23 protein-coding genes are annotated in these 22,536 nt (G+C 55.0%); 15 read left to right on the forward strand and 8 right to left on the reverse strand.

The window, feature by feature from the left end; genetic code table 11:
- The first annotated feature begins 28 nt into the window (after nt 1–28).
- Nucleotides 29–1,129: a Glu/Leu/Phe/Val family dehydrogenase gene (locus DF283_RS09400; RefSeq protein ID WP_303674536.1), complete on the forward strand. Its 1,101-nt coding sequence runs from the start codon at nt 29–31 to the stop codon at nt 1,127–1,129.
- A gap of 54 nt (nt 1,130–1,183) precedes the next feature.
- On the opposite strand, the gene DF283_RS09405 is transcribed toward DF283_RS09400, so the two are convergent.
- Nucleotides 1,184–1,726 carry a PDZ domain-containing protein gene (locus DF283_RS09405; RefSeq protein WP_303674537.1) on the reverse strand — a complete coding sequence of 181 codons (543 nt, stop codon included), beginning with the start codon at nt 1,724–1,726 and terminating at the stop codon, nt 1,184–1,186.
- Nucleotides 1,727–2,060: 334 nt separating this feature from the next.
- Between DF283_RS09405 and DF283_RS09410 the strand changes: the two genes are divergently transcribed.
- From DF283_RS09410 to DF283_RS09430, 5 genes are all read left to right on the forward strand, one after another.
- Nucleotides 2,061–2,375 carry an acylphosphatase gene (locus DF283_RS09410; RefSeq protein WP_303674538.1) on the forward strand — a complete coding sequence of 105 codons (315 nt, stop codon included), beginning with the start codon at nt 2,061–2,063 and terminating at the stop codon, nt 2,373–2,375.
- Nucleotides 2,376–2,437: 62 nt separating this feature from the next.
- Nucleotides 2,438–3,115, forward strand: coding sequence for a hypothetical protein (locus DF283_RS09415; RefSeq protein WP_303674539.1), 678 nt, complete (start codon nt 2,438–2,440; stop codon nt 3,113–3,115).
- Nucleotides 3,116–3,313: 198 nt separating this feature from the next.
- On the forward strand, nt 3,314–3,709 hold the full coding sequence (locus DF283_RS09420) for a hypothetical protein (protein ID WP_303674540.1): 396 nt from the start codon (nt 3,314–3,316) through the stop codon (nt 3,707–3,709).
- 23 nt (nt 3,710–3,732) lie between these two features.
- On the forward strand, nt 3,733–4,290 hold the full coding sequence (locus DF283_RS09425; RefSeq protein WP_303674541.1) for a TadE family protein: 558 nt from the start codon (nt 3,733–3,735) through the stop codon (nt 4,288–4,290).
- Nucleotides 4,291–4,366: 76 nt separating this feature from the next.
- Nucleotides 4,367–5,500 carry a hypothetical protein gene (locus tag DF283_RS09430; protein WP_303674542.1) on the forward strand — a complete coding sequence of 378 codons (1,134 nt, stop codon included), beginning with the start codon at nt 4,367–4,369 and terminating at the stop codon, nt 5,498–5,500.
- Nucleotides 5,501–5,515: 15 nt separating this feature from the next.
- Here DF283_RS09430 and DF283_RS09435 read toward each other — a convergent pair whose 3' ends face one another.
- From DF283_RS09435 to DF283_RS09445, 3 genes are all read right to left on the reverse strand, one after another.
- Entirely contained in the window at nt 5,516–5,692 is a 177-nt protein-coding gene (locus DF283_RS09435) for a hypothetical protein (RefSeq protein ID WP_303674543.1), read from the reverse strand.
- 186 nt (nt 5,693–5,878) lie between these two features.
- Nucleotides 5,879–6,829, reverse strand: coding sequence for a tRNA (adenosine(37)-N6)-dimethylallyltransferase MiaA (gene miaA, locus DF283_RS09440; RefSeq protein WP_303674544.1), 951 nt, complete (start codon nt 6,827–6,829; stop codon nt 5,879–5,881).
- A 4-nt stretch (nt 6,830–6,833) separates the two neighbouring features.
- Nucleotides 6,834–7,697: a hypothetical protein gene (locus tag DF283_RS09445; RefSeq protein ID WP_303674545.1), complete on the reverse strand. Its 864-nt coding sequence runs from the start codon at nt 7,695–7,697 to the stop codon at nt 6,834–6,836.
- Nucleotides 7,698–7,991: 294 nt separating this feature from the next.
- Here DF283_RS09445 and DF283_RS09450 point away from each other — a divergent pair, with 294 nt between their 5' ends.
- The 6 genes from DF283_RS09450 (at nt 7,992) to DF283_RS09475 (ending at nt 13,418) form a co-directional block, all read left to right on the forward strand.
- The gene (locus tag DF283_RS09450; protein WP_303674546.1) at nt 7,992–8,477 is read left to right on the forward strand and encodes a pentapeptide repeat-containing protein; all 486 of its coding nucleotides are present in this window, start codon (nt 7,992–7,994) and stop codon (nt 8,475–8,477) included.
- 182 nt (nt 8,478–8,659) lie between these two features.
- Complete coding sequence (frr, locus tag DF283_RS09455) at nt 8,660–9,220, forward strand: ribosome recycling factor (RefSeq protein WP_303674547.1); 561 nt, start codon at nt 8,660–8,662, stop codon at nt 9,218–9,220.
- Nucleotides 9,221–10,177, forward strand: a complete 957-nt coding sequence (locus DF283_RS09460) for a phosphatidate cytidylyltransferase (RefSeq protein ID WP_303674548.1) — start codon at nt 9,221–9,223, stop codon at nt 10,175–10,177.
- A 123-nt stretch (nt 10,178–10,300) separates the two neighbouring features.
- Nucleotides 10,301–11,065, forward strand: a complete 765-nt coding sequence (rnc, locus tag DF283_RS09465; RefSeq protein WP_303674549.1) for a ribonuclease III — start codon at nt 10,301–10,303, stop codon at nt 11,063–11,065.
- A 102-nt stretch (nt 11,066–11,167) separates the two neighbouring features.
- The gene (locus DF283_RS09470; protein ID WP_303674550.1) at nt 11,168–12,049 is read left to right on the forward strand and encodes a hypothetical protein; all 882 of its coding nucleotides are present in this window, start codon (nt 11,168–11,170) and stop codon (nt 12,047–12,049) included.
- Nucleotides 12,050–12,296: 247 nt separating this feature from the next.
- The gene (locus tag DF283_RS09475) at nt 12,297–13,418 is read left to right on the forward strand and encodes a hypothetical protein (RefSeq protein ID WP_303674551.1); all 1,122 of its coding nucleotides are present in this window, start codon (nt 12,297–12,299) and stop codon (nt 13,416–13,418) included.
- Here the strand turns inward: DF283_RS09475 and DF283_RS09480 are convergent.
- A complete protein-coding gene (locus DF283_RS09480; RefSeq protein ID WP_303674552.1) occupies nt 13,415–14,089 on the reverse strand; it encodes a class I SAM-dependent methyltransferase in 675 nt (224 codons plus the stop codon). The two genes, DF283_RS09475 and DF283_RS09480, sit on opposite strands and share 4 nt — an antisense overlap.
- A 223-nt stretch (nt 14,090–14,312) precedes the next feature.
- Here DF283_RS09480 and DF283_RS09485 point away from each other — a divergent pair, with 223 nt between their 5' ends.
- Both DF283_RS09485 and mscL read left to right on the forward strand, forming a co-directional pair.
- Nucleotides 14,313–16,169, forward strand: coding sequence for a tetratricopeptide repeat protein (locus DF283_RS09485; protein ID WP_303674553.1), 1,857 nt, complete (start codon nt 14,313–14,315; stop codon nt 16,167–16,169).
- A gap of 77 nt (nt 16,170–16,246) precedes the next feature.
- The gene (mscL, locus tag DF283_RS09490) at nt 16,247–16,669 is read left to right on the forward strand and encodes a large-conductance mechanosensitive channel protein MscL (RefSeq protein WP_303674554.1); all 423 of its coding nucleotides are present in this window, start codon (nt 16,247–16,249) and stop codon (nt 16,667–16,669) included.
- A gap of 3 nt (nt 16,670–16,672) precedes the next feature.
- Here the strand turns inward: mscL and DF283_RS09495 are convergent, their stop codons facing one another.
- The 3 genes from DF283_RS09495 to DF283_RS09505 all read right to left on the reverse strand — a co-directional run bounded on the left by DF283_RS09495 (nt 16,673) and on the right by DF283_RS09505 (nt 20,299).
- Entirely contained in the window at nt 16,673–17,311 is a 639-nt protein-coding gene (locus DF283_RS09495) for a retropepsin-like aspartic protease family protein (RefSeq protein ID WP_303674555.1), read from the reverse strand.
- A gap of 281 nt (nt 17,312–17,592) precedes the next feature.
- Nucleotides 17,593–19,473, reverse strand: coding sequence for a ShlB/FhaC/HecB family hemolysin secretion/activation protein (locus tag DF283_RS09500; protein WP_303674556.1), 1,881 nt, complete (start codon nt 19,471–19,473; stop codon nt 17,593–17,595).
- A gap of 268 nt (nt 19,474–19,741) precedes the next feature.
- Nucleotides 19,742–20,299, reverse strand: a complete 558-nt coding sequence (locus DF283_RS09505) for a hypothetical protein (protein WP_303674557.1) — start codon at nt 20,297–20,299, stop codon at nt 19,742–19,744.
- Between DF283_RS09505 and DF283_RS09510 the strand changes: the two genes are divergently transcribed.
- Nucleotides 20,265–22,343, forward strand: coding sequence for a hypothetical protein (locus tag DF283_RS09510; RefSeq protein WP_303674558.1), 2,079 nt, complete (start codon nt 20,265–20,267; stop codon nt 22,341–22,343). The genes DF283_RS09505 and DF283_RS09510 overlap by 35 nt on opposite strands.
- Nucleotides 22,344–22,536 lie beyond the last annotated feature (193 nt).

Below are 22,536 nucleotides of genomic sequence, written 5' to 3' on the forward strand. Positions count from 1 at the left end.
AAATTGCTATACGCAGGGGGTCTTCATTATGTCTTATTTTGAGATGTTGCAAACACGCGGGCACGAAGGCGTGGTCTTCTGCTCGGATGCTCAGACCGGGCTAAAGGCCATCATCGCCATTCACGATACCACCTTGGGGCCCGCGCTGGGGGGATGTCGCATGAAAAGCTACGCCTCCGAAGCCGAGGCCCTGACCGATGTATTGCGCCTGTCCCGGGCCATGACCTACAAATCCGCCATGGCCGGGTTGAATCTGGGTGGCGGGAAGTCGGTGGTCATTCTGGAGCGGCCGGAGCATAAAACCCCGGCGTTGCTGAAAGCCTTTGCCGAGCGCATTAACCTGTTGAAAGGGAATTACATCGGGGCGGGCGATGTGGGCTCCAATACCGACGATTTGAAAATCCTGCGCCAGCATTCTCCTTACATTACCGGTCTGGCGGAAGCCGATGGGGGGCTGGGCGATTCTTCCATCCTGACCGCCCTGGGGGTCTTTCGGGGGATTCAGGCTGCTGTGTTTCAAAAACTGGGCCGCAGCGATCTGGATGGGGTCAAAGTGGCCATTCAGGGGGCCGGGAAAGTGGGCTTTCACTTGCTGGAGCATCTCCTGAAGGCGGGCTGCACCGTCTTTATTTCGGATCTCAACGACGCGGCCCTGGCGCAGGTGCGAGAATGCTACCCCACGGTTAAAACCTGCGACATTTTGCGCCTTTACGAGCAGGAGGTAGACGTCTTCTCTCCCAATGCCATTGGTGGCGCCATTACCGAGGATATCGCCCACGCCCTGAAGGCCCGCATTGTGGCCGGTGGGGCCAATAATCCCCTTTCCAGCGAGAAGGCGGCCAAAATCCTGCATCAGCGAGGCATTTTATACGCCCCGGATTTTGTGATCAACGCCGGTGGGGTGATTATGGTGGCCTGCGAGGTGGAGCATCTTTCCTTTGAAGCGGCCCGGGAGAAAACCATGGGCATCTACGAAACCACCCTGCGGGTGTTTGAGTATGCCCAGCAATCACATCTGCTGCCTTGGAACGCCGCCCAAAAGCTGGCCCTCAATCGCATTGAGGAGGCCCAGGCACGAGGGTATCATTACGGGCGGGGACAGCACACCGAACGGGCCGCCCTGGTCTGATTGCAGACTTTCAGCCCGGTCCAGACGCCAAGGGGCACAGTCTGAACTATACCCTTAGGGGCCAAAGCCGCTGAAGGTGCTTTTGACACTGGCATTGGCCTCGCTGAGGGGCATGACGGTCAGCCCGAACTTGCGCAGCTTACCATCCCGCAAGATGGTCAGGGTCACCACATCGCCCGGCACGTCGGAAATCATGGCGTCCAGTTCCCACAGGCTTTGGTGCAGGGTGCGAACGCCGTTAATGGCCAGGATGGTATCCCCAATTCGCAACCCCTGGGTTTGGGCAGGCGTCCCCCGGAACACCCGCTGCACCACCGGGTAGCGATCGGGCTCCACCAGCATGTCCAATCCCACGATTCCCTTGTTGTCCAACGGGTTGTTGGCCGCTTGGCTGTTCTCCCGGTAGGTCTCCCGGATCACAAAGGGCTTGCCCGCATCCTTGCTTGTGGCGGCGGGGGGCTTTTTTGTGGATGCAATCTGTCCGGCCTGCTGTCTGGCCTGCGGGGCGGGGGAGGCGGTCCATCCCGAAAGGTGCGTGGACAGGACCATGAGGACTGCCAAAATCCCCAGTGGTATTGCCTTATCAGATTGACGCATGCACACACTCCTTCCGCTGGGAATGGTTTTCTGAGGGCCTTTTCAGAACTGTATACAAATCCTTCGAAAAATCAGTGGATAGCCGCGCGCAGGTTTGCCCTTCGAGTCCAATCTTTACAAGAGACGGCTAACATCCTTACAATAGAGTGCCACCGAACACTGTGAATGACATCCTCTCCGCAAGGGAGACCCGGTTTGAGGAGACGCCGTTCGAGCCCTTCCGTTCCTGTGGCTGAGGCCGAGTTGAACCCACTGCCCGCGTGGTGAGTCAGGTTCAGGAATAAGCCAGTCAGGTGACAACCCAGTCAGGTGAAACCCCAGTTAGGTGATAATAATGTCTTCAAAAAACGCAACTGACATGCTGGTGGCCAAGCGAATCATCGTGTCCGGCAAAGTGCAAGGGGTGGGGTTTCGGTACGGCTTGGCCGAGGTGGCCCGGGGCCTGCATATTTGGGGTTGGTGCCGTAATGTGCCCGATGGCACCGTAGAAGCCTTTTTGCAGGGAGAGGCCGGACGGATGGCTCAGGTTCTGGAATGGATCCGGCAAGGTCCCCCCGGGGCTCGGGTGCAACAGGTGCGGATCGAGGATCAGGCGGTGTTGGAGCCCATGCTGGAAGAGACCATTCAAGTTTTTGAGATTCGGCGATGACCGGCTGGCCTTGGCGAATGAGGGGGCCTCGGGTCGCAGGGGGCACGGGACGGATTTTGACGGTGCTTGCACCCTCAGCGCTGCTTGCAATCTTGACGCTGGTGCCGGTCAGTGTGGCCCAGCAGTTGGATCTGGAGTTCCTGAAACCTTCCCCGCCTGCCAAAACAAGAAGCATCCCCATGCCGCAGCGCCCGGAGTCCATGGCCGAGCCTGCCGCACTGCCAACCATGCTGGATGCCCCCGGCGGGGGGAGTCTGGGAAAGCCTTTGACCGTGACGGTTTCCAAAACCCTGTATTTGCCCCCGGCCATGTACGGGCAGTGGTCGGTGACCGGCATAGTGAAAGAGACCAATATTACGGGGCTGGTGCCGGTGGCCAATGACCTTTGGGTGCTGCAACGGCAAGGCGATGAGGTGACCATTACAAACCCGGTCAACGGTGCTTCTGCCTCCATTCAGGTGGATGCGGTGGAAGGAAACACGGCTACTTTTCACCGTTCTGGACAGTCTAACCGGATCAATCGCTCGGAAACGGTGACCCTGACGGTGAACGGAGATACCCTGTACGGACGCAATATGCGCCGGGAAGAGGTTATGCGCAAGGGGCAGGTGGTTAAGGTCAATTATGCCCTGTTTGAGTTGCAGGGCACCCGCATCGGGGGAGCCCGGGCCGTCTTTCGACCTGAAGCCCTGCAAGAGGGGCCGGATCTTCAGATTGATGAAGTGAAACGTTTTCCCTGAGCCTTTGGGCACGGGCCTGCCGCTTTTTTTGTAAATTTTATTTAAAGTTTGCCGGTTTTGGGTTTCAGATTTTTGCAACCGTGCCGATGACTCTAAAAATGAGTCTTTTTCTCATCCCATGATTTCCTGAACTCAGGGGCCATTTTGTCATGACCCCAGTATTCAGGACCCAGGCGCTGGAAGACGAAAGGGTGTTTTATGCGTTTTCAATCACGGTTAAAACGATCCCTGCGGGCAAACAAGGTATCGGGCAACGCCCTGATGGAATATGCGGTTCCGGCCAGCATTATTCTGCTGTCCACGGGCTTGTTGGTCACACTGGCCGATTCCTCTTCGCTGATGGCCGGTTATTTCCTGTCGGCCAGCGGCAGAAGCACCGCCAGTCTGAAGGGAACAACGCTTGAAACCCAGGGTCTGGCTGAGCGTGCCACTGGCGATAACGGGATGGGGTATGAAGGCTTTTCGGGCGCTTCTTTTGCCAGTGTGTCCGGGGCTTCCGCCGGAGCGGGGGCTTCTCCTGTCTTTTATTCGGGCACGGTCACCCGGAAAGGCGGGCGTACTCAATCCCCTTCTCCTGAATATCTCTACAAATGAGTCATTCAAGTCAAAGGTTCTGTATGATTCGGAAATATCAATCGTTTACCACACCCTTGCAAGGCCAGTCGCTGGTTGAATTTGTGCTGGTGATGCCCATCATGATCATCATCCTGCTGGGCGCCTTTTGCTTTGGCTTGGGAACCTATCAGGCGCACATGACCTCGGACGCCATTCAGTTGCCCCTGCTGAGAAGCATGGATATGGCAAACCTGCCGGGGGCCGTCAGTGGCGGACAACTACAGGGCTATATTACCAGTGGGGGACTCCGTGGCAGTCTGATGGCCGGAAATCTGGTTGACAGCATTCAGGTCAACCCAGCCACCGGCATCCTGATCGCCAAGAAAAACTACATTCCGCTGGTGGACATCATCCCGGGTTTTACCATTACGGTGGGACAGTCTGTCAACCCCAGTCTTCTGAAAGCGACCGCTACCGGCGGGACTGCCCGCCCCCTGGCGACCCCTTGGGTACCGGGTGGTGTGATGCAGCCCCCACCCTGGGCTGCAGGGGCAGCGGCACCGGCACCGGGTACAGCGACCCCGGATGCAGCGGCTGCGGACACGACGGCCCCTCCCTAGACAGTGGCCGTTCCGGACAGCGCCTGTCGCTATATTTCTCCGTGTTTAGCAATTCTCAACCCTTAGGAGCCGATTCGTGTCCCCAAGAAGCAGAGGCCCTATCTCCCGAAAACGCTGTATGGGCGCCAATCTGGCCCTGTTTTGCGGCGTAGCCCTTTTATTGATTGGCTTTATGGGAATTTGCATTTACACGGGCCTGCAAGCCTTTGTGGAAGGAGACTTGCAACGGGTGACCATGAACGCGGCAATGGCTGGGGCCTCCCGCTTTTACAGTGAGACGGGCAATTTTGGGAAGCCCATGCCCAGCCCCGGAAATGCCACGGCCTATGCCCAGCAAACCTTCAACCAGATTATTCAGGGCTCCTCCCTGAAAGGGTTTGACGCAAAAATCACGGGGGTGTCCGCTACGGACGCCAGTGACAGCGTGACGGTGACTTCGACCGCCCTCATCCAGACCGCTTTGCTCAGCGCGGTGGGCATTAAGAATATCAAGTTCAACGCCACAGCCACGGCCAGGGCCATCAAGTACGAGCCCACCCTTTTTACCGGGCCCATCCAGATTTTACCCGATGGCCAGAATCTGGAGAGCTATTCCAAAACACTGACCCTGAGCTTCCCCCTGCTGGATGGAGAGGGTACCGACCTGTACGTGGAGCAGCCCGCGGAAGCCCAGCAGGGCTATGTGGTGGAGGCGTGCAATCCGACATCCTGCTACAACATTGTGGAGGCCGCCACGCCGGTGGGTACCAGCCAGATTTTGACGGCAACCAATGGGGAGCGCCTGATTTACGGCACGGCCACTTTTGACCTGAAAAAAGTGGGTGTGAACAAAGTGACCCGGTTGCGTTTCACTCACGGTAACGATTTTGAGGGCGGCTACTACAATGCCGGGGTAAAAATGGACTATACCACCAATCAACCCGCCGCCGCACCTGCGGCTGATCCCGCCGCACCTGCGGCTGATCCCGCCGCACCTGCGGCTGATCCTGCCGCACCTGCGGCTGATCCTGCCGCGCCTCCGGCTGATCCTGCCGCACCTCCGACGGATCCCGCCGCGCCTCCGGCTGATCCTGCCGCGCCTCCGGCAGCCGCGCCAACCGGGGCGGGAATGCCGTTGACCCTTCAAAAAGTTATGATTTTCGGCCACGCCAGTACCTGTTCAGCACCTGCGCAATGCGCCATACCGGCAGGGTTTACCCCGGTGGAATAAATGCGATGACTGAAGCTAGCGGCTAATATCGATGTAAAAAATCTCGGAGGACAGGATGTAGTCCTTAAAGACGGATCGATCCTGGTTTTGCCGGGCCGCAAATTGCTGATTGGCCCGAATCACTTCATTTTCATCAATTTGGGCCATTTTTTTACGTTCATCAATGACAACGCTGAGAATGCCGGAAGCCATGGGTGGGGTATCCTTTACTCGGGGCGGCTTGAAGCCCTGTTAAACTATTTGTGCCAGAACACCAGTGTGTCTCAACAGGTTCTATGTTTTACCAAGCAGAGAAACGAAAAACATATCGGAAAAGTGCGGGCCTGTTGCGGCTTGTTTCAAAAAACCACGAAAAAATTCATAATGGAGGCCAACACCTTAGGTAGTGAGCCATTGGGAGATGCGGGCTTTGGCCCATTCCAGCCGTTCGTCTAAATTCAGCGTGTCGCAGGCCAGCCAGTGAATCTCCGGGTTTCGTCGGAACCAGGTCATTTGCCGACGGGAGTACTGGTGAATATTCAGGCGCACCCGCTCCAGCGCCTCCGGCAAAGTACATTCCCCCAGCGCCACGCTCATCAGTTCCGGGTAGCCGTGGGCCACATGCAGGGCGTGGGCCTGTGGGCCGTATCGCCGAACCAGCGATTCCACTTCCGCCAGCCATCCCGCCTGCATCATGGCTTCAATGCGCTGATCAATGCGAGCCCTGAGCAAATCCCGATCCTGATACATCAATCCCAACCACAACACGTCCAGCGATTTCTGAACGGGCGCGTTGGGGACGGGCAAGCCGGTGGCCTCAATAATTTCCAGGGCCCGGATAATGCGAACGGTATCGTTCGGGTGTAACGCTGCTGCCCGAATGGGGTCCAGGGCCTTGAGCCTGTCATGCAGATGGGCAGAGCCGTGCTGTTGGGCCAACCGGTGCATGGCCTCCCGAAAGTCCGCATTGGGTGGCACGCCGGGGATAAAATCGGCTTGCAACAGTGCCTTTAGATAAAATCCGGTGCCGCCGGTGACCACAGGTATCTTTCCGGCCTGTTGAAGGATTTTCAGTATGGCGCTGGCTTCTGTCTGGTAGTTGGCGGCGCTATAGGCCTCGGTGGGCTCGGCCACGTCAATCAGGTGGTGAGGAATGCCCCCTCGCTCTTCCGGGCTGGGCTTTGCGGTGCCAATGGTCAGCTCCCGGTAAATCAGTTGAGAGTCCGCGGAAATGATTTCCGTGCCCAGCCATTGGGCAATTTCAACGGACAAGGCGGTTTTGCCGGTGGCGGTGGGGCCCAATATGGCAATGACCCTGGGAAGGCTGAGCGTTCTGGCGGAGGCTGACATGTCGCTAGGGGGCAGGCGGGGTGTTCAGGAACTCATCCGGTTTGTCGGCTTCCTCCGCTTCCGGTGGCAGTGGCTTGCCGATTACTTGATAGCCATACAGGAATATGAGGACGGCAAAGAACACCTGAAGCAACAGGTTTAAAAATTGCAGGGCAATGGCCAGAAACAGGTTGCTGGGCCCTGCCAGGCCGGAAACCAGAAACAAGGGGATACCCAGCAAGGCCAGAATGAGAATCAGCGCCACGTAGCGCAGGGGGTCCCGTAGAAACTGCCCCATACTGCTAAAGCATGCCTTGATCCCACCCTGCCGATAGAAGATGACATAGACTGGCCACAGCAGGGTTAAGGCCCATAAAACGCCGTAGATGAGGGCCCCTATCATAAACAGGAGCGAGAATTCACCTACCGCCAATTTTTGGGCGATGCTGAGGCTGTTAATAAAGGCTTCTCGTTGGGCGATGGGGAGCGTGGCCGCTTTTATAAGCAAGGGGTTTGCCTTGAGCCAGCTGGGTCGAATCCAGTAACCCAGCCCGCTCAGGATCAGGGCGTTCAGGCCAAAGACCAGGGAGAAGGAATTAAAAAATCGGCCCACGCCAGGAAAAAAGCTCTGAAACAACCGCATGGATTCCAGCACGTAATTCTGCTGCAAGGCTTCTGTTCTGGGGACACTTAGAAACCGGATACAGGCCTGGGCCACCATGTTGAACCAGCCTGCCATGATGGCGGCAAACAGCAAAAGCAGAATAAGCCCGTAACCGAGCCACTGAACGCTCAAATCGGGCCATTGGTTTACATTGAGCAGGCTTCCGAACAGGAGCAGGCTGAAAAGCAGAATGTAAACAAGCGTAAAGTTCCGTGCGCTGATCACGAAGCTGTCTGTCAAAAGGGTAAAAAGCAATCGCATGGCTGGAAGTTTAGCATCAACATCCCCAAGCTAAAAGCTGTAAAATAGAATTAGCCGAATGGGGAATGACATTTTCCTTTTTTGAAAATATAATGATTGCTATCTTTGCGATAGCGCTTGGCTATCATTTCTTTCGATACGGTGAGGGAGTCCGGTTTCAGTGAGCTTATTGAATTTCGCTTTCATCCGGTGGGCCGGTTCCCGGAATCCTGAATTTTTTAACGAGGCACCAATGACATAAACTGAGGGACTATAGGCATGTTACAAACGCCAACGCCACCCAGGAAATACCGTCCGCTGCGAGGAAGACACCCGGAATCAGGGTACTTTGCCGCCAAAGTCGGGCAATATGGGAGCTACATGAAGTCAGGGACTACCTACGGCGGTAATCCCAGTTTTATGCAGTATCGTCTGGGTCCTGGCTCCGACTTGCCTCAGGCATCCCTGTCCAACGCCGATTTGCGCTGGAGTAATTTTCGGGGCGCCAATCTGTCCGGCGTTCAACTGTCAGGCTCCATTTTGTGGGGGGCCATCCTCACCAACGCCAACCTGCGGGGCGCTGATCTGACCAACGCCGACTTTACCGGGGCGGACATCATGGGCGCGGATTTAACCAGCGCCAAGACCCAGGGCACCTGCTTTGTGGGAGCCCGCTACAGTCCGGAAACCCGATTCCCCAAAGGCTTTGGAGATCCGGAGAAAAAGGGCATGCTCAGCCTGCGGGAGTCCATGCAGATCAGCTAGCCAGGATGGCAGGTACAAAAGCCCGGCACCCGGTTCGCACCGGGTCTTCAAGATACGGAGGGAGTCCTTTGGGGGCTCCCTTCCCGTTTTTTCAAATATTGGGACGGGCTGTTATTGATTGCCGGGGTTACTTAACGGTAAGATGTCAGCAACGTTTATTGATTGATTTAGGAATTGGAAAAATGTCTGCTGACGAGATTCATGCCCTGGCTGAAGAGAAAATGAAAAAGGCCATTGCCTCGGCTCAGTATGAAATGGCTGCCATTCGTACTGGACGTGCCAACCCGCTGATTCTGGATCGGGTGACCGTGGATTATTACGGCTCTCCCACCGCCATTCGGCAAATGGCCAATGTGTCTGTTCAGGAAGGGCAAACGCTGGTCATTCAGCCCTACGACAAGACCGCGCTGGTGGAAATCGAGAAGGCGCTCTCCAAATCGGACATTAATTTGCCAGTGAACAACGATGGGCAGGTACTGCGCCTGAATGTTCCACCCTTGACCGAAGAACGCCGTCGGGAACTGGTGAAAGTGGTCAAAAAAATCGGCGAAGAAGGTAAAGTGGCCATTCGGAACATCCGTCGGGACGCCACCGGGGATTTGGAAAAACTGAAAAAGACCGAAAACCTGCCCGAGGACGAGTTGAAAACCCGTCTGGACAAAATTCAGAAACTGACCGATAAATACACCCAACAACTGGATCAACAGGTTGGGGAAAAAGAAAAAGAGGTCATGGAGGTATAGGTGACTGTTCCCGGTCAGCCCCCTGCGGTTGAAAAAGCGCCATCCACGGCTTCTGCTGAACCCGGTGTCCCGCCCAAAAAACTGGGGCTTTCACGGGTACAAATGGGGCTGATTATTGCCCTGATTTTTTTTGGCTGCGCTTTTCTGGGGGGCTGGTGGTGGTCGGCGCTGGTAATGGCCTCCATCTACTTCGGTCAAAAGGAGCTGGAAGCGCTGCTGGGTAATATTGGCGTGAAACCGTCTCGTCTCATTATTTTTTCCGCGGCCTTGCTCATGGTGGCCGCGGCCAGTGTGGACAAGCCCCAGTTTATTTCCCCCATTCTCACTCTGGCCATCATCGCCAGCTTTTTTCGCCTGTTGTTCCGCAGCCCCCGGGCCAAGATTGGCGATATCGGCGGCACCTTGATCGTGGTTTTTTATATGGTGTATCTGCCGGTGCATTTCATCCTGATTCGGCATGTGGGTGCTGCGGATTCCCTGCCCGCCTGGCAGCAGCCGGGTTTGCACTACCTGTGCTTTTTGCTGTCAGTCATCAGCGCTTCAGACATCGCCGCCTATTATGTCGGCAAACGCTTTGGCAAGCACCTGCTGTACCCGGAAATCAGCCCCAAGAAAACCCGGGAAGGGGCCATTGGCGGCCTGTTGGGCGGTATTTTTCTGGGTTTTCTCAACGCCTGGCTGTGGGGTTTTGACCTGTTTCAGACCCTGGTTTTAAGCGTGCTGCTGGTGATTGTGGGGCAGTTGGGTGACTTGACCGAATCCATGATGAAGCGGGAAGTGGGACTGAAAGACTCCGGGGCTTTATTGGCCAGTCACGGCGGATTTCTGGATCGGGCGGATAGCTATATTTTTTCAGGGGTGGTTTGCTACTATTATATCCACTGGATTGTGCTGCAACAGGGCCTGGCCCCTGAGGTCATGCACTGGTTCCATCAATTCACCCGGGGAGCGTCCTGAAACCCGCCTATGATCTCAGGGCGGAGGATGTGGATTCCCTGATGGCCGCTCGCTACTCTCACTGCTCCCGCCCTGCCTCTTGTTTTAAATCCCTCTGATTGCTCCACAAGGAAAGTTTGCTGAATGTCCTCCCCTGTTTCAGAATCGCCATCCACCCAGCCAGAGTCGATACTGGACAAAACTCGCAAGCAGGACCTGATTCGGTTGCTCAAGAGCCTGAACATCAAGCGCTCCCGTCAATATGAACTCTACGATCGGGCCTTGACCCACAGCTCCTTTACCTACGAGAACAAGCTGTCCAACCTGGACAACAACGAACGACTGGAATATCTGGGCGATGCGGTCTTGAAGCTGCTGGTCAGCGAATATCTCTTTGAGCGTTTCCCGGATCATCGGGAAGGGGAGTTGACCAAAATTCGGGCCGTGGTGGTCAGCGATGCCCGGCTGGCCCAGTTGGCCGAATCTATCCATTTGGGAGACTACATTATTTTTGGAGCCAGTGAAGGCCGCAATGGAGGACGCCGCAAGGTGTCCAATCTGGCTTGCGCTTTTGAGGCCCTGTTGGGGGCCTTGTATCTGGATGGCAAAATGGCGGAAGCCGCCGAGCTGATTCGCCGTTTGCTGGAATCCATGGTCACCGAGCTGGGGATGAGCAAGATCAAGGACAATTACAAGGCGGCTCTTCAGGAGTTGACGCAGGGGGATGGGGGCGTTTTACCCGTTTACCGCACCGTGCAGGAAACCGGCCCCTCTCATAACCGGGTCTTCTGGGTGGAAGTGACCATCAACGCGGAAGTGATGGGCGTGGGGAGCGGCAAATCCAAAAAGGAAGCCCAGCAGTTGGCGGCCCGGCAGGCGCTGGAAGCACTGAACGAACTGGAAGCCTGAATTTCCCCTGAGTCTCAATTTCCCCAGTGAAGCAATAGCCAAACCTTTTTGCTTGCTCTATAGTGCTAACATCAGTTTTATCACCAAAAGGAGGCGCATTTCATGGATCACGCTTATACCGAACTGGTATTCGAGTTGCTCAAGCAGGATTTAAGCGCCCCAAGAGTGTTACTGGAACAGGTGGTGAATTATATCAACGACCGCTATGGCTTTCCCCCCTCGGAGCTGAAGTCGTTTTTTGCCGAAAAATTTCCCACGCTGGAGGAATATGAGGTGGATTTGGCTTTTTCTCCTCAGTATACCCCGGCGGAACATCATCGGTTGGCCTACATTCCCGCTTTGGGCGCCAATGCCCTGACTGTATCCGAGTTGGGGCAGCTGAAGGCCCGCTTGCTGGAATGCGGGTTGCAAACCGCTTTCACCACGGCGGATTGTGATGAGCCGGTTTCGGTTCAGGTGCATGAGGTCTTTATTGAGCGTTTCGTGAACCTGTTGAAGCTGGACCAGCCCGTGGCCGAAGGCATTTATACCGAAATTCTGAAAACGGTGCCCCAGGCCTCCCATAATGAAGTGAACCTACAGGCCAGAGACAGCGTTTGGCAAAATGGGCAAAAAGCGTTTATTCTCAAGGCTTTTCTGCGGACTTTTCATGCCAACAATAATTTTTCGACGCTTAAAGTCAGCTTTTTGACCAATTTTGTGCGCACTTACCGTCCGGCCAGTCTGCTGGAAATGGAAGCTCTGCTGAGCAGCCTGATCAAGTCTTGTCAGGTGGACATGGAGAATGTGGCGGGGCGGGGCTTTCACGACGAGTACCTGAAGGCCCTGAATACTGGAAACTCCCTGACTAAAGGCACCGAGCGCGATGTTTGGCAGCATTATCACCACATGATGGATCTGGCCACTCAGCTGAAAGAGGACTTGCTGAGTATGCCCACCGTGGTGTCCGAGGTGTGGGCCGAGGCGCAAAGCGTCCCGGTCTAGAGACTCGTATGGGCGCCCGTGCGCCTGTTTTAATCGCCCATTTCAATCCCTAACATTCAATCACCCACCGCGAAATGGCTCCTCATCAAGCGGCGTGAGCCCGTTTGCCTGCCCGCCATTCAGCCTGCTCAGGAGTAAGGTGCCATGAGAGCGGGATATCCGCTGTAACGACAGCTGAGCAAAATCTGCTAAGATATAGAGTGTGACCTCTCAGGACTATCGTTGGGAAAGCGGGTATTAGCGGAATATGGCGGATTTGGCGAGCGCGGTGGAAAGCCCCCCGATCATTCAGCAAGGACGACTGGTGGCCTTTTTCGCCTTTGATCTGGGGTACGAGATTTCCCTGGAGCGTGTGGGCAGTATGCTGGCCTCCAGCCCCATGCAGCCCCTGAGTCGTAAAAAGCAAACGCCCAACTACCTGCAGTTCGCCTACCGCCCTCAGGTTTTAAACCTGGGCGAAATGGAGGCTTTCGGGGATCTGCGGGGCGAAATACAGGCCACCATATTTGATTTCGGGGCGGTCAGTATTTCCTACCACTGGCTGTTGTCCGATGGAAACAAACCCCTGACCCTGGCGGAGTTACCCGGCCTGAGCCAGCGGATGTTTGATTTTAATCTGGAGGATCACGCCCGGGCGCAGGTGAAGAGTGTCATGTCCCGTATATTACCGGCCATCACCCGGCCCGAACTTTCCACGCTGGTGGAAGACTACTACGTGTTTGTGCTGGAACGCTTTGATACGCCCTTGCCTGCGGAAGACTTCCTGTCCCGGTACTCGGAGACCCTGGCCCAGATTTTACAGTTTGACACCCAGTCCCTCAGCCACGCCCAGCGTGTGGATACCTTGTCCAAGGCCATCTCCTATTACGAGCGGGATTTGGTGCTGATCGACTGGAACGCGGCCATTGTCTATGACTCCGACTACATTGACACCCTGAACGTGCTGGAACTGCTGAACGTGGAGTTACTGGAAGCTCGCTACATGGATGATCAGCTGGACAAGCGCATCAAGAACTATGAGCGCCTCAGCCAGAAGCAGCCAGCCTGGTGGATGCCCCTGTCTTTGCCCTACCGGCAATCCATTAACGAGCTGGCCGAGTTGCGCATTGAATCCTCGGTGCTGGCGGAGCGGGTGGATAACAGCCTGAAGCTGATTGGGGATCTCTACCTGGCCCGGGTGTACTCTGCGGCATCCGAGCAATTTTACCTGCCCACCTGGGATGCCTCCATTTCCCGCAAGCTGGATATTATCGCCAACCTGTACCAGATTTTGACCGATCGGGTCAGTAGCTCTCAGGGGCAAACCCTGGAGCTGATTATCATCATCCTGATTTTAATAGAAATTGTCCTCAGCCTGTTGCGGGGCTAGGGCCCATCATTCCGGCGAGCCAGCGTTAACCCGTCCCCAATGGGCAGCAGGCTGATGGTAATTCTGGGATCGTGTGCCAGCTTGGCGTTCAACCGACGAATGGCCTGGGTATCCTTGTCCGGGCTGTGGGCATCCACCACATCCCCACCCCATAACACGTTGTCGATCAAAATCAGGCCCCCCGGACGCACCAGTTGCAGGCCCAGTTCATAGTAAGTGTCATAGCCGCCTTTGTCCGCGTCAATGAACATCATGTCAAACCGGTTGGCTTCCCCCTCTGCCAGCAGTGTTTTCAGGGTTTCCGCCGCCGGGCCCAGCTTTAACTGAATTTTATTTTGCACCCCCGCTTGTTGCCAGTAGCGCTGCCCCAACTGTGTCCACTCGGCGCTGAGGTCACAGGCCACGATCTCCCCCTGCTCAGGCAGAGCCAGGGCGCAAGCCAGGGTACTGTATCCGGTGAAGGTGCCCACTTCCAGCAGTCGGCTGGCCCCGGTGAGTTGCACCAGCAGGGCCATAAACTGTCCCTGCTCCGGAGAAATTTGCATGCGCTTGATGTCGCCCAGTTCGGCGGTGGCCGCTCTCAGTTCACGCAAGACGGGGGGCTCTCGCAGAGACTGTTCGATGATGTAATCGTACAGGGCATCCGTGATAGTAATGGTGCGGTTGGACATAACTTACCTCCCCTTTTTGGAATGATGCTAACCATTTTGCCTCAAACAGGCTGGAACAGGCGGGCTTAAATGTTTTTACACTGGTAGTAATTTGAGGTAGTATAACCGGGCTTGATGCAATCAGGCTTCAGGCAGCATTCAAGCCTGATTCAAGTGGTTAAATTCTGTCCTGCCTGAATAACAGGTTTTACTGACCCTGTAAGTAACTGGAGTAACTGGTTTCGTGTTTCAAAATCGTAGCGGCTTTTTGAGTGCCTGGATGGCTGTTTTAATTCTGGGCTTCGCTGGCTTCCGACCTTCCGACGGGCTGGCGGCTACCCCGGCCCGAAAGTTGAACACGCCGAGCAAAGCCGCCCCGGTCCGAGGCAGGACCACCACCCGGCCCACGACCGTTAACCGGGCTGTCGGTGTGAAGCCCGCTGCCCAAAAGCCGGGCTCATCCGCCGGAGCGGTAAAAGCAACGCCCAGTCCCAACGCTTTTCTGGCTTACTTCAACACGGGCAAGCAGGCCTATGAAGCGGGACGTCTCGCTGAGGCCGAAACCAGTCTCAAAAAGTCCCTGAGTCTGGCGATCCAGACCATGTCCCCCCAGCACCAGAATATTGGCATTCTCTACAATTTGCTGGGCCTGATTCAGATGAAACGCCATAACTACCCGGGCGCTACGGCTTCCTTCAAGCAGGCCGTGGCCATTTATTCGCTGCGACCCGAGGGCCCGGAACGCAACGGCTTTTTGCTGAACGAATACCTTCGCATGGGGCTGATGGCCATGTACGATGGCCGTTTCACGGAAGGCCACCAATACTATCAAGCCGCCTTGCCGCTGGCCGAAGGGTTGGGAGACCCGGAGCAAGTGCAAGGCATTCAGCAGGTTTTGAGCGAAATTGCCCGCATTGATCACGGGCCTGATTATCTAAGCGAAGCCAGTCAGACCGTCACCCGATGGAGTCACCCCGAACAACCCATTCAGATCTACATTGCCGATGGGGCAGACTTTGCCGACTGGCGCCCCGGCAACAAAGCCATTGTGCAGGAGGCCTTTGGTGAATGGCAGCAGGCCATGGGCACCCGCTTGCGCTTTGTCTTCGTGGAAGATCCGCAGGCCGCTGATATTCAGGTCAGCTGGATGAATGTGCCTTCGGCCAACAGTGCCGAGGGTCGATTTTCCAGTCAGTCCGAACTGCGCCACGGGATTTGCGAAACCCAGGCCATGAATCAGTTCCTGATTAAGGATAATATCCGGCTGGCTTTGCATAATACGGACGGGTCCGCCTTTAGCGCCAATGTTCTCTACAATACGCTGCTGCACGAGATTGCCCATGCCATTGGCCTGATTAGTGGACACAGCCGTAACCCGGCCGATGTGCTTTACCCCAACATCCGGTATGAGGATGGACGGCGCAAGCACCTGAGCGCCCGGGATATTGCCACCGCTCACAAGCTCTATGCGTTACCGCCAGCGGTTACCAATCCCGCGGGTATTCATCTGGTGCGCTTCAACCAGTTCGCCGAGACGCGACTGAAGGCCTCCACCGCCTACAACGGGGGCGATTACCCGTCGGCGTTCAGCCAGTTTCAGCAGGCCCTGTCCATCTACCCTCAGGATGCCGATTCCCGGTTCTGGATGGCCATGTCGGCCTGGAAACTCAAGCAGTACGATGTGGCGCTGCCTCAGTTTATGGCCGCCGCCAACCAGTCCGGCCAATTTCAGGGAGAGGCCCTTCGCATGGCCGGCTCCTCCCTTATTTTGTCCGCCCAGCAGGATGATCAGTCCGGTAACCATTCGCAGGCGGAGGGCCAGTATCAGCAAGCCCGTGCTTTACTCACGCAGGGGCTGCCTCGTATTTCGATGAAGCCTGAACAGGCCACCGCCATTCAGGACACGTTAAGCTGGTTAAATCAACGTTTGGCCATGCGCTCGAACATTCAGTGGGCATCCACGGATGTCCGGAATACCGCCAGCGAAACCTCCGGCAAAAAGAAAAAGCGGGGCTGGTTCTCCGCCTTGTTTGACCCCGGTACGGGCACGAATCAGGTGCCCATCAACATGATGATGCCTTCCCGGATGATGGGCTATTAACTCTAAAAAGCCGTTTTTCTGTTAGGCTTTTTGAAATAGCTACGTGACTATCGCTGATTTGTGAAGAAGGGTTCATCATGGGTATTGTTCAGGATTTTAAAGCGTTCGCCCTCAAGGGCAATGTGGTGGATTTGGCCGTCGGCGTGGTGACGGGCGGGGCCTTTGGCAAAATTGTCTCCTCCCTGGTTTCGGACGTGATTATGCCCCCTCTGGCCCTGATTACCGGTGGCATTAATTTTACGGATATGAAGCTGGTGCTGCGTGAGGCGATGGTTCGGGCGGACGGCAAAGCCCTGGAGGCCATCACGCTGAACTACGGTAATTTTATTCAGCACAGTGTGGACTTTTTCCTGATCGCCCTCAGTATTTTTATGGTGATTCAGGCCATGGGTCGTCTGCGGGCGGCCAAGCCCGAGGAAGTTCCGGTGGTGGCCGATGCCACCCCGACAGAGGTGGCACTGCTGAGCGAGATTCGGGATCTGCTCAAGCAAAAGGCTTAGGGTCTACTTCATGGAGGTGTGGCGCTGATCCCGGACGCCCAGAATGAGCTGATCCTCTTTGACGGTGATGTCCATCCCCTGAAAGAAGTTCATACCCAGCAAGCCGCTAAGTAACAGATCGTCCCCGTTACCCAGTTCCTGCACCACCACGCTGATTTCCGGGACATTGACCTGCCCGATGCTGATGTTGTGGAGTTTCACCAGCGGGGCCTTGATGGGCCCATTGGCCGTGACCAAAGAGATTCGAGGCGTTTCGGGCGTGATTATCACACCCAGTTTCGCAGCCAGCCGTGGGGTGATGACCGTGTAACTGGAGCCGGTATCCAGCAGAAACGTGGCCATAACCTTCCCATCAATCAGGGCGGGCACTGCCAGGCTGGTATCGGGCTGCTCCAGCAAGGGTACGATGACCTGACGGCGAACGGCCCTGTTGCCTTGCAGCTTGTTCAGACTTTCACGGGCCAGACTGGCAATCAGGGGGTTGCTACTTTCATTGGCCAGTTGATTAAAAAAGACTGTAGCCTCGCTGAGCTGTGGACTGACATCCTGCGCCTGTGCCGGGACTTCCTGCTGAAGGTAGGTAAGCGTTGCCGCCAGTAACGTCATCATCAGACCAGCGGTGGCACTCTTGGGGCTATTCATAAAACACTCCTGTTGAAAGGACTCACTGCCTTGTTTAAATCCTCTCGACCGTGTGAATGATTTCTTTAATCTGAATTAACAAAACCATATAAAGGAGTGTGCGGGCATCCCCTCCCTACACTACATAACAGGCCCCTTTTGCGCGCCCTGGGCAGACTTCCGGCCTATTGCTCCCCGAAGGCAATTAGCCAGTCGCGCTAGAAGGCGCTCATGTGCATCAGCATGCCAAAAGGGCCGATCCTGAGTCGAATCGGCCCTTTGAGATGTTTATACTGAAAAAATCAGTTTTGGGCTGCCTGAATGGTTTCAGCACCATCTTCCAGCATTTTGTTGGAGCTGATGACCTTCTTGGCTTCGTTGATCTTTTTGGCCTGTCCTTTGCGACGAGGTTTCACGTTGACCGTGGAAACATCCTTGCCCCAGGACTTGTATTCATCCGTCAGCAAATCGGATCGAACCCCAAAGTGAATCCGTGCGGTGGGCTGGGAGTTGATTTCAATGTCATTGCGATCCAGCAGTCCGAAGCCAAAATCCACGTAGCCTTGCATGTACTGGGTCAAGCGGGCCCGCACTCCCAGACCCGCACTGGCCAAGCTGGTATAGCCCCGCTGGTTGGGGTTGGTTCGGGTGTTTTTGCTGTCATTCCACACCCGGCCATAGTCAAAAAACGTGGCCCCCTGAACATGATCCGCCAACCAGGGATTGACCCGTCGCAGACCGGGCACCGGCCAGCGGTGTTCCACGGAGAACTGGTATCCCCGATCGCCAATCATCAGACCTTCGTTGTAACCACGCACGCTGTAAGCGCCGCCCAGCTGGAACTGTTCAACCGGGGGCAATGCGGTGGGGCTGTACTGGGCATAACTACGCAGAATCAGGTAGTTGCTTTTGGGCAAACGAACCACCCGGTTGACCACTGACTCCGCTTTCCAGAACTGGCGATTGCCGCCAAACCAGGTGGTGCCCACCGAAGTCTGGGCCCGGGCGAAAGTACGCCCCCAGCGATCGAACTTGTCAAAATTCAAACCGAATTGCAGGGAACGCACATCATCCTGGGTCTGATCCCGATTGTCGTTCAACCAGGAGCTTACCCGGCGAAAGTTCAGGGCGGCGTCCGCCACAAAGATATGCTCCCGATCCAGAGGCTGGGAGACGATTAACCCGTAGTTGAAGGCCTGACCGATAATGGTGTTGGTATCACGCACCTTGGGTAGATCCACATTGACCCGGGTGAAGCCGAAAGTGGTTCCGATTTCGGTACCGTAACGGTTGATGGGCACAAAGTAGGAGCCCAAAACGGTCTGGGTGCCAGCGGCCCCAATCCAGCGGGCGCTGAAGCGATCGCCAATGCCGGACACGTTCCGGTTGATCAGTTCGGCCCCCCAGCGCATGGTCCCAATGGTGGGACGACCCTGGTTGTCAAAAGTCAGGGCCACCTGCAAGGGCTGACGTTCTTCCACATCCAGCCGCACGTCGGTTTTACCGGCGATGGCGTTCGGACTTAACGTGGCCCGCACCCGGAAATCCCCCTGACGGTTGATCCGTCGCAGGTTTTTCTCCAGCTGAGGAATACTTAAGGCGTCCCCGGTGCCCTGATCCAGGTAACGGGCGACCACGCCGGTGCGATAAAACTTGTTCCCGGCAATGGAAATATTGCCCACCTGCCCTTCCAGTACCCGAATTTGCACTGTACCGGCGGTAATGTCTTGCGGGGGAATGTAGGCAATAGAGGTCAGATACCCCTTTTTGCGGTATTGCTCGTTGATCTTGTCGACCAGCTGCCCCAGCTCGTTCAGGCTGACGCTCTTGTTCTCATAAATGGATACAATGGGCTTGAGAACCGTGTTATCGACCAGCGTGTTCCCCAGCACCTCGATCTTGTTCACATGGAACTGGTTGCCTTCCAGCTCGACAATACTGGGTGGCTCCGGAACATCCAGGTTGACCTCAGGCAGTTTGTCCAGCTCCGGGTTAACGGCAGGCTGTTTACTATTGCTTCCCGGCGGGGTGTTTAACGGGGAGGTGTTGAGCAACCCCGGGTTCACCTGGGCGGGAACCTGGCTTAACTCCTGGGAAAACGCGGGGCAGGAAAGACTCAGGGCCAGACCTGTTCCCAGAAGGGCAGCGAGGGAGATACGGCTGGATGGATGGAAGCTAGTCATTAGATGTTCAACTTCTGCCTATATTAATGATGTAAGAGATTTTGACTTTGACCGGGTGTGTAACCCGTTTAAAACGGTGTGAGTCATCGTGTTTTTTGATGGCGTTTTGAAAACGTGAGAACTTTTTACTGGCCTCTGGTTCGGTGTTGGACTGCCCTATATAAGGAACCGTTCAACCGTTAATCCTGCTAAAACAACCGTAAAACATCGATGTTCAAGGTTCACCTGGATACTCTACTGGACATTTTCTGTCTTGAGGATCCCACAACTACCAATTGCTTTTTACTTTTAACAAAAACACAGCCCGGAAGTCCAATGTTTTTTTGAATGGTTGAGTTACAGGAGGGGCACGGGTGCGTGCCCCGCTATGCGCCACCGGCTTTAGCTCTTCGGTCTTCAAGTGGGCGCAGGCTTGGTTCTGGAAATGAATTAAAGTTAAAGGGGTTTTCTTTTGCCTTTTTGTAAGATAGAGTATTGGCACTGAAAAATTTTTCGTTAAAGTCATTGATTCTGCTAGTATGGCGAAAAAGGCCTGTTGGTAGTTGGTATTGGTAAAAGCGCGACTGTTTCCCCGATGAAACCCTAAGGGTCGCCATTCCCCTTTACTCACTTTCTGTGGGCTTTCACCGTCAATCCACCGTCCTGAAGGAGGTTCTTTAATTATCATGGTATCCCGTCGTCCATTATCCCGATATTTTTGGCCCATCTCTTTAGCGGCGAGTGTTGCGGTTGTCCCGACCTCGGTATTTGCAGATCCGATGCCCGGCGATGCGATTGGTTCCGGAACGCCAGTGAACCAAACCATTTCCGGTAGCAATACAGTCAATTCTGACACCTATTACAATACACCGGGTGGCTCCACGACCTTTACTAGTAATACTTCCCTGACCTTGCCCACCGGTGGCGCTGTTCGTGGTCTTGAAATTAATACGGCCACAGTGAACTCGAGTGGTACTTTTTCCAATGGCAGCTCTGTGCTGACCGGTAATGGTGGAAGCGTCATTTTTAATGCCCCCATTGTTAAGCTGAATGGTACTGTTGACGTGAGCGCACTTCAGAATTCAGCTGGGAATTATCTTGGTAATGGCGGGAATGTGACGGTCAATTCCACTTATTATTATCAAAGCGGCAAGATTTATGCCAATGGGGCCAATGGAGGCTCTGTTTTTCTGAATGTCTCCAGTTTAACTATGACCCCGGATGCAGCCATTTACGCAAAGGGCTTTGGTCAAGCAGGGGATAACTCTGGGACTGGTGGGGTTGTTCTGATTGGAAGAGACAAGAACAAAGGCACCATCGATATTCAAGGTGATGGCAACAAAACTGCGATTATTGATACTTCCGGTTCCTCCTACACAGCGAATCAGGTGATTGGCACCGTTGATAGTAATTTGATTCGTATTGAAGGCGGATTAATCAATTTAAATGGGGTTCTATTGGCGAATGGTATGAAATCAGCGGCCAACGGTAATGGGAATGGCGGCCAGATTGTTCTGATTGCCAACGGAAACACAAAATCTCTGGATCAGATGCTAACCCCTCAGCAGATTGCCGATGGTGGCATTAGCCCCGATGAAATAGCAAGTAATAAATTGTTAGCTACTACATCTGATGGGAACATCATTTTGGGTAATCAAGCGAGGGTATTAGCCAACGGACAAGATGGCATCAACGCTTCCTTTCCAGATAATGCTTCTCCTATATTTTCTACTGTCGGTGGAAATGGTGGGAAAATTATGTTAGTTGCTAAATGTGGTAGCATTGAGAACAAAGGGGAAATAGAAGCCAATGGTGGCAAGGGGGGAGACGGTAGAAGAACTTGTGGAAAGTCTGATTGTGGCGCAAGTATTTCACCGATCATTGAGCCCGAAGCTGGCGGAAATGGTGGCACCATAACCCTTGAATTCCAAAAGAATCTAACCTCATTGGCTGCTGATAGCATTGCAGCCAAGGGCGGTGATGGTGGTGATCCAGCTCAGGGTAATAATCCTGGCAACGCAGGAGCTGGTGGGAAGGTTATCCTTTTGGGAGGAAACGATCCCAGTAAAACGTCTCCTGCTGGCATAAATAAAAAATCTATCAATGTTGAGTCTGGCCGTGGCAAAAATCAGGAGAACGGGACTGTGTCCTTTGAGCAGGTAAGAGATCCAAATGCTTCCTGCCCGTCTTGCGACACCCCAACGCCGACACCTACCCCGACGCCGACGCCGACACCTACTCCTACGCCAACGCCGACGCCGACGCCTACTCCAACGCCGACACCTACGCCGACGCCTACTCCAACGCCGACACCTACGCCGACGCCTACTCCAACGCCGACGCCGACACCTACCCCAACGCCGACGCCGACACCTACCCCAACGCCGACGCCGACACCTACCCCAACGCCGACGCCGACACCTACCCCAACGCCGACGCCGACTCCCACGCCGGAGAATCCTCCCACACCAACCCCTACACCCACACCGACACCAGTCAGCGGCGATGTTAACGGCTTGTTCCAGGATCGTCGTCCTGTCTTTACCGAACCGGTGAACCGACAGATTCCGCCGTTGATGATCGCGCTGGGTCAAAGCAAAATGTTCCTGGCCAAAACCTATACCTCGGTCACCCAGGAGATTCTGAACCTGGCCTTGCGGGAATATAACCGTCTGCTGGCCATCGGTCGCCCCTCCGGGCAGGCTTTGTCGGAGGCCAAGGAACTCCTGCGGCGCTCCGGCGTGGATCAGGAAGTGTCCGTCTCTCTGCTGGAGCGAATCGAGTCCGGCAGATTGCAGGCCAGCACTCAGGTCATTCAGATGTTGAAGGAACTTTCAACCACCAAACAGCCTTCGCAACCTGTTAATACCACCATGCCCAACAAGGTGTAGTGTCGCAGAAAGCGAATCCAGAAAAGCCGGGTTAAATGCCCGGCTTTCTGCTTTTCTTCAATAGGAGGGGTGGTCGCTTGGTACGGATGGAGGATGTTTCGGGATCAGAGCCTAGCACTGATGGCTAATGTTTTATAATCTGAAACTGTTATTATTGACATAATTTTGTAAATTGGGCAGACCTTGTAAATTA

The sequence above is a fragment of the Vampirovibrio chlorellavorus genome, assembly GCF_003149375.1.
Taxonomy (GTDB): domain Bacteria; phylum Cyanobacteriota; class Vampirovibrionia; order Vampirovibrionales; family Vampirovibrionaceae; genus Vampirovibrio; species Vampirovibrio chlorellavorus_B.

Bases quoted from the DNA above. Each gene is read 5' to 3' on its own strand.
- DF283_RS09400 (WP_303674536.1), top strand. From the start codon at position 29: ATGTCTTATTTTGAGATGTTGCAAACACGCGGGCACGAAGGCGTGGTC.
- DF283_RS09405 (WP_303674537.1), bottom strand. From the start codon at position 1,726: ATGCGTCAATCTGATAAGGCAATACCACTGGGGATTTTGGCAGTCCTC.
- DF283_RS09410 (WP_303674538.1), top strand. From the start codon at position 2,061: ATGTCTTCAAAAAACGCAACTGACATGCTGGTGGCCAAGCGAATCATC.
- DF283_RS09420 (WP_303674540.1), top strand. From the start codon at position 3,314: ATGCGTTTTCAATCACGGTTAAAACGATCCCTGCGGGCAAACAAGGTA.
- DF283_RS09425 (WP_303674541.1), top strand. From the start codon at position 3,733: ATGATTCGGAAATATCAATCGTTTACCACACCCTTGCAAGGCCAGTCG.
- DF283_RS09435 (WP_303674543.1), bottom strand. From the start codon at position 5,692: ATGGCTTCCGGCATTCTCAGCGTTGTCATTGATGAACGTAAAAAAATG.
- miaA (WP_303674544.1), bottom strand. From the start codon at position 6,829: ATGTCAGCCTCCGCCAGAACGCTCAGCCTTCCCAGGGTCATTGCCATA.
- DF283_RS09450 (WP_303674546.1), top strand. From the start codon at position 7,992: ATGTTACAAACGCCAACGCCACCCAGGAAATACCGTCCGCTGCGAGGA.
- frr (WP_303674547.1), top strand. From the start codon at position 8,660: ATGTCTGCTGACGAGATTCATGCCCTGGCTGAAGAGAAAATGAAAAAG.
- rnc (WP_303674549.1), top strand. From the start codon at position 10,301: ATGTCCTCCCCTGTTTCAGAATCGCCATCCACCCAGCCAGAGTCGATA.
- DF283_RS09470 (WP_303674550.1), top strand. From the start codon at position 11,168: ATGGATCACGCTTATACCGAACTGGTATTCGAGTTGCTCAAGCAGGAT.
- DF283_RS09475 (WP_303674551.1), top strand. From the start codon at position 12,297: ATGGCGGATTTGGCGAGCGCGGTGGAAAGCCCCCCGATCATTCAGCAA.
- DF283_RS09480 (WP_303674552.1), bottom strand. From the start codon at position 14,089: ATGTCCAACCGCACCATTACTATCACGGATGCCCTGTACGATTACATC.
- mscL (WP_303674554.1), top strand. From the start codon at position 16,247: ATGGGTATTGTTCAGGATTTTAAAGCGTTCGCCCTCAAGGGCAATGTG.
- DF283_RS09495 (WP_303674555.1), bottom strand. From the start codon at position 17,311: ATGAATAGCCCCAAGAGTGCCACCGCTGGTCTGATGATGACGTTACTG.
- DF283_RS09500 (WP_303674556.1), bottom strand. From the start codon at position 19,473: ATGACTAGCTTCCATCCATCCAGCCGTATCTCCCTCGCTGCCCTTCTG.